4 protein-coding genes are annotated in these 5,483 nt (G+C 66.5%); all 4 read left to right on the top strand.

Annotation, left to right across the window (positions count from 1 at the left end; genetic code table 11):
* On the top strand, nt 1-232 hold a 232-nt coding region (locus AC1DY5_RS40355; protein WP_478120058.1), incomplete at its 5' end, for a hypothetical protein.
* 102 nt (nt 233-334) lie between these two features.
* The gene (locus tag AC1DY5_RS40350; protein WP_478120057.1) at nt 335-3,091 is read left to right on the top strand and encodes a DUF4118 domain-containing protein; all 2,757 of its coding nucleotides are present in this window, start codon (nt 335-337) and stop codon (nt 3,089-3,091) included.
* Between the two features lie 5 nt (nt 3,092-3,096).
* Complete coding sequence (gene kdpE / locus AC1DY5_RS40345) at nt 3,097-3,801, top strand: two-component system response regulator KdpE (protein WP_478120056.1); 705 nt, start codon at nt 3,097-3,099, stop codon at nt 3,799-3,801.
* A 205-nt stretch (nt 3,802-4,006) separates the two neighbouring features.
* On the top strand, nt 4,007-5,023 hold the full coding sequence (locus AC1DY5_RS40340) for an IS110 family RNA-guided transposase (RefSeq protein ID WP_478120055.1): 1,017 nt from the start codon (nt 4,007-4,009) through the stop codon (nt 5,021-5,023).
* The last annotated feature ends 460 nt before the right edge of the window (nt 5,024-5,483 follow it).

Below are 5,483 nucleotides of genomic sequence, written 5' to 3'. Positions count from 1 at the left end.
GGAGACAGTGATGATTCCCGACATCGTGTACGCGTTGTGCGCGTTGGTGGCTCTTTTCATTCCGATGGGCCTTGCATGGGCGATCGTGCGCTGGACGACCAAGCGCCACGTGCATGGCGACGCTCCCGGGCGCAGCGCCCCGATGAAGCTACACCCGTTGCGCCATTCGAAGCCCGGTCACTCACGTCGCCGAGTGCAGTCCGATACGCACAAGAGCCCCCGTTCCTCGTAGGGCGATTGGTCATGGTACTCGTAACCGTTGCGACCATCGCGGCAGTGATCTGTCGGACACGGGTGTTGGGCGGGCCCGTCGGCGCGTAATCGAAGCTACCCGATGTCCAGTCTTCCTCATTCGCCCACAGAGGGCCGCCCCGACCCCGACGCGCTGCTCGCCCAGTTGCGGGCGGACGAGGAACGCGCCCAGCGCGGCAAGCTGCGCATCTACTTTGGTGCCAATGCTGGTGTCGGCAAGACCTGGGCGATGCTGAGCGCCGCGCAGCGCGAGCAAGCTGCGGGCCGGGACCTCGTGATCGGCGTGGTCGAGACGCATGGCCGCAGCGAGACTGCGGCGCTGCTGGCCGGTCTCGAGATGCTGCCCTTGCGCGAGGTGCCGTACCGCGGCCGCACGCTAAAGGAATTCGACCTCGACGCCGCGCTCGCGCGCAAGCCGGCCGTGCTGCTGGTGGACGAACTGGCGCACACCAACGCCCCGGGTTCGCGCCACGCCAAGCGCTGGCAGGACGTGCAGGAGCTGCAGGCGGCAGGCATCGAGGTGTGGTCGGCACTGAACGTCCAGCACCTGGAAAGCCTCAACGGCACGGTTGGCGCCATCACCGGCGTGCGTGTGCAAGAGACGGTGCCCGACACCGTGCTCGACGAGGCCGAAGAGGTGGTGCTGGTCGATGTCACGCCTGACGAACTCACGACCCGCCTCGCCGCCGGCAAGGTCTATTTGCCTCAGCAGGCCGAGCGGGCGGCGCAGAACTTCTTCCGCAAGGGCAACCTGATCGCGTTGCGCGAGATCGCGCTGCGGCGCACCGCCGAACACGTGGAGGACGACGTGCGCGGCTGGCGGGTCGAGCAGTCGGGGCCGCAGGGCAATGCCGGGCCGCAGCCCTGGAACACCTCGGGCGCGCTGCTCGCCTGCATCGGGCCCCACGAAGGCGCGAGCCAGACCGTGCGCACCGCGGCGCGGCTGGCCGGCCAGCTCAACGTGCGCTGGCATGCGGCCTACGTCGAGACGCCGCGCCTGCAGCGTCTCGACGCCAAGCAGCGCGACAGCATCCTCGCGGTGCTCAAGCTGGCCGAGGAACTGGGCGCCATCACAGCCGTGCTGACGGGCGCCCGCATCGCTGAGGAACTCACCGCGCTGGCGCAGCGGCTCAACTGCGCCACGCTGGTGGTGGGGCGGTCCGAACCCGCTCAAGGCTGGCGCCGTTGGTGGCCGCCGACGGACCTGTCGCTCGAACTGGCGCGCTGCGCACCCGCGCTCGACATCCTCGAGGTGGCGCGGGCCGACAGTTCGCGCCGCCTCGCGCAGGTCCGACCGGGTGGACCGCGCGACGAGTCCGGCGTGAAGGAGGACGAGCACTCGCAAGCGCGTTGGCCCGCCTACGCATGGGCGGGCGCCATCAGCATTGCGGTCACGATGGTGGCCATGCCGCTCGCCGACGTGCTGGAGTTGGTCAACATCGTCATGTTGTTTCTGCTCGGCGTGGTCGGCGTTGCGCTACGGTTCGGGCGCGGTCCGGCGGCTGTTGCGGCTGTGATGAACGTCGCTGCCTTCGACTTTTTCTTTGTGCCGCCGCGCCTTTCATTTGCCGTCAGTGACGTGCAGTACCTGGTGACGTTCGCGGTCATGCTCTGCGTCGGGCTGCTGGTCGGGCAGCTCACCGCTGGGCTACGCTTCGCCGCCGGCGTGTCGAACAGCCGCGAGCGACGGGCCCAGTCACTGTTCGAACTCACGCGCGAGCTCTCGGCCGCGCTCGAAAGCACCCAGGTGATCGAGCTTGGTGCGGCCGCTGTGCAAGGCCATTTTGGCGGCCATGCGCTGGTGCTGGTGACGGACGCCAACGACCGGCTGCTGATGCCCGCTGCGCCGCCGCCCGGCTTTGACCCTAGCGTCGCCGACTGGGCCTTCCGCCACGGGCAACCGGCTGGCTTGGCCACGGCCACGCTCGCGGCGCAACCATGGCACTACGTGCCCCTCAAGGCGCCGATGCGGGTGCGCGGCGTACTCGCGCTCGAACCCCTGCACCTGCGCTGGCTGCTGATTCCGGAGCAGGCCCAGCAGCTCGACACGCTGGCGCGTCAGATCGCGATCGCGCTGGAGCGGGTGCACTACGTTGAAGTGGCGCAGCAGGCSGTGGTCGAGATGGAGTCCGAGCGCCTGCGCAATGCGCTGCTGGGCGCGATCTCGCACGATGTCCGCACGCCRCTGACGGCACTGATCGCGCTGGCCGAGTCACTGCAGGCGGCGCCGCCGGAGTCGCACGCGGAGGCGGYGCGCGCCATCGTCGCCCAGGCTCGGGCGCTGAATGCGCTGGTCAACAATCTGCTCGACATGGCGCGGCTGGAAAGCGGCATCGCCGGCGGCGCAGTCAACCTTCKGCGCGAATGGCAGTCGGTGGAAGAGGTGGTGGGCTCGGCCATCCGCGCGGCGCGGCCCGCGCTCGGCGACATGGTCGTGCWGACGGCGCTGCCAGAAGACCTGCCGTTGGTCGAGTTCGATGCGGTACTGATCGAGCGCGTGCTGGTCAACCTGCTCGAGAATGCTGCGAARTACGGCGCRYCGCCCATTGAGGTCGGTGCGTGTGCGACGCCCAACGYGCTCTTGTTGACGGTGCGCGACCATGGTCCGGGGCTGCCCGCSGCGCTCAAGGGGCGCGAACAGACGCTGTTCGACAAGTTCACRCGCGGCCAGGCGGAATCGGCCACGCCSGGTGTCGGCCTGGGCCTGGCGATCTGCAGGGCGGTGGTCAGCGCCCATGGTGGCGAGATCATCGCGGCGAATGCGCCGGACGGCGGTGCCGARTTCAGCGTGACCCTGCCGAGGCGCACCCCGCCYGCGGCTATCGATCCTTCGTCCTGACTGCCATGCCCAGCCCTGTCGCCATCGTGATCGAAGACGAGCCGCAGATCCGCCGCTTCGTGCGGGGTGCGCTGGAAGCCGAAGGCTGGCAGGTGCATGAGGTCGGCACGCTGCGCGAGGGGCTCGCAGCCGTCGGCACGCGCCAGCCCGACCTGGTGGTGCTTGATCTCGGCTTACCGGATGGCGACGGCATTTCCTTGATAAGTGACGTGCGCGGCTGGTCGGGGGTGCCGATCATCGTGCTCTCGGCGCGCACTGAGGAAGCCGACAAGATCGCGGCCCTCGATGCTGGCGCCGACGACTACCTGACCAAGCCCTTCGGCACCGGCGAGCTGCTGGCACGCGTGCGTGCCGCCCTGCGCCGCCCGCGTGCAGCAGGAGGCGGCGCACAAGGCGATGGTGGGTCTGAGCCAGCATTCCGCTTCGGCGAAATCGAGGTCGAYCGTCCGGCCCGACTCGTGCGACGCGGGGGTGTCGAAGTGCACCTCACGCCCACCGAATACCGACTGCTCGGCGTRCTSGTGGCCAACGCCGGCMGAGTGATCACTCATCGCCAGTTGCTGCGCGAGGTRTGGGGTCCTTTGTGCGATGAGCAGAGCCACTATCTGCGCATCTACATGGGYCACCTGCGTCARAAGCTCGAGGCCGATCCCGCGCAGCCWCGAYATYTRCTSACGGAGACKGGCGTGGGCTACCGCCTGGCAATCTGAAAACCTGACTCATCGCGGAGGCCGTGGGGCATATCACTTGAACTGCTATGCCCCGTTCCGCATCGATGCGGATTGCGATATGGGGTAATCGAATGTAAGGGACTTCCCCGTCCCGATTAGGCCGCTGCGTATTGCGGCTGCCGGCAACAGAGTGCCACGATGGGGTTGCGAAGCTCCATCAACTCACTCGGAAAGGGGAAGCCCCATGACTATTTTGTACGTTGGCATCGATCTGGCCAAGAACATCTTTGCCGTCCACGCAGTGAACGAAGCCGGCAAGCCCGAACTCGTATCGCCTAAGGTGGCACGCGCCAAGTTGCTGGAGTTGATCGCGTCGCTGCCGCCCTGCGTCATCGCTATGGAAGCGTGCTCCGGTGCGCACCACTGGGGGCGCCTGTTCATGGCCCACGGTCATACGGTGCGCCTGATGGCACCGAAGTTCGTCAGCCCGTATCGACTGTCCGGCAAGCGTGGCAAGAATGACGCCGCCGACGCGGCGGCGATCTGCGAAGCAGTGCAACGGCCGAATATGAGATTCGTGCCGATCAAGAGCCTGCAGCAGCAATCGCAACTGAGCGTGCACCGCGTGCGCCAGGGGTTCATCGAGCAGCGCACTGCCACCATCAACCGGATACGCGGCCTGCTCAGCGAGTTCGGGATCGTGCTGCCCCTGAAGGCATCGACCGTGCGCAGCCAGGCCATGGCGTGCCTGGAAGATCTGCCCGGGTGGAGCAACACTGTCATCGGGGATCTGCTCAGCGAGTTGACGCGGCTGGATGAACGGATTGCGCTCTACGATCGGCACATCGCGCAGATGGCCAGCGAAGACAMCCGGGCCCGGCACCTCATGCGCCTGCGCGGGGTGGGCCAGACCACCGCCACCGCGCTGCTGGCCATGATCGGAAACGGGCATGAGTTCAAGTGTGGTCGCCAGTTCGCAGCCTGGCTTGGCCTGGTGCCCAGCCAGTACAGCTCGGGCGGGAAGGCACGACTGGGGCACATCACAAAGGCCRGAGACCCGTACTTGAGATCGCTGCTGGTGCTGGGCGCACGATCCGTACTCAACTCAGCCGGGACCAAATCAGATGCGCTCAGCCGCTGGGCCGCGGCGCTGGCGGAGCGCCGCGGTTACTGGCGGGCGATTGTGGCCATCGCTGCCAAGAATGCGCGCATGGCCTGGGCTGTGCTCTCTCGCGGCGAGCAATTCATGATGCCGGCATGACCCATTTGGGGTCGGCCACTCAAACCATTCGAAACGAGGAATTGCATGAATTGATTCAAATGATTTCCACCGCCGCTTGACGGCAAGCAGTGATGAAGCAAGGTTGGACCTGCGCGGGGTGTGCCTGAGAAAGGACTGAGACGGCAAGCACCGTTCTCGATAATCGAATGAGGCCCCCGCGCGCGTCTTTCATCAGGGTCCGCAGCCATACACGTGCTGCATCAATGACCGTTTGTAGTTCAGCCAGTCCGCTCCTTGTCTTCCTATGTCACAGTCGCCGCCGCCCGGCCGATCGGCGCGTCATATCGCTACGTCATATCCAATTCGCAGTGGCAACCCTCCCCACGAGGACCGTCAAGGCCAAGCATCGCTTGCATTCTGTGGGAAGCCACAAATATCGCTTGCATTCTGCGGGAAGCCCTTGTAGTCCCCTTTCCGTGCAGAAAGATACGGTTTGCTC

The organism is Variovorax sp. P4_D9, assembly GCF_056401695.1.
Note: the sequence above shows the minus strand (reverse complement) of the source record. Positions and strands in the feature narration are given on the sequence as shown.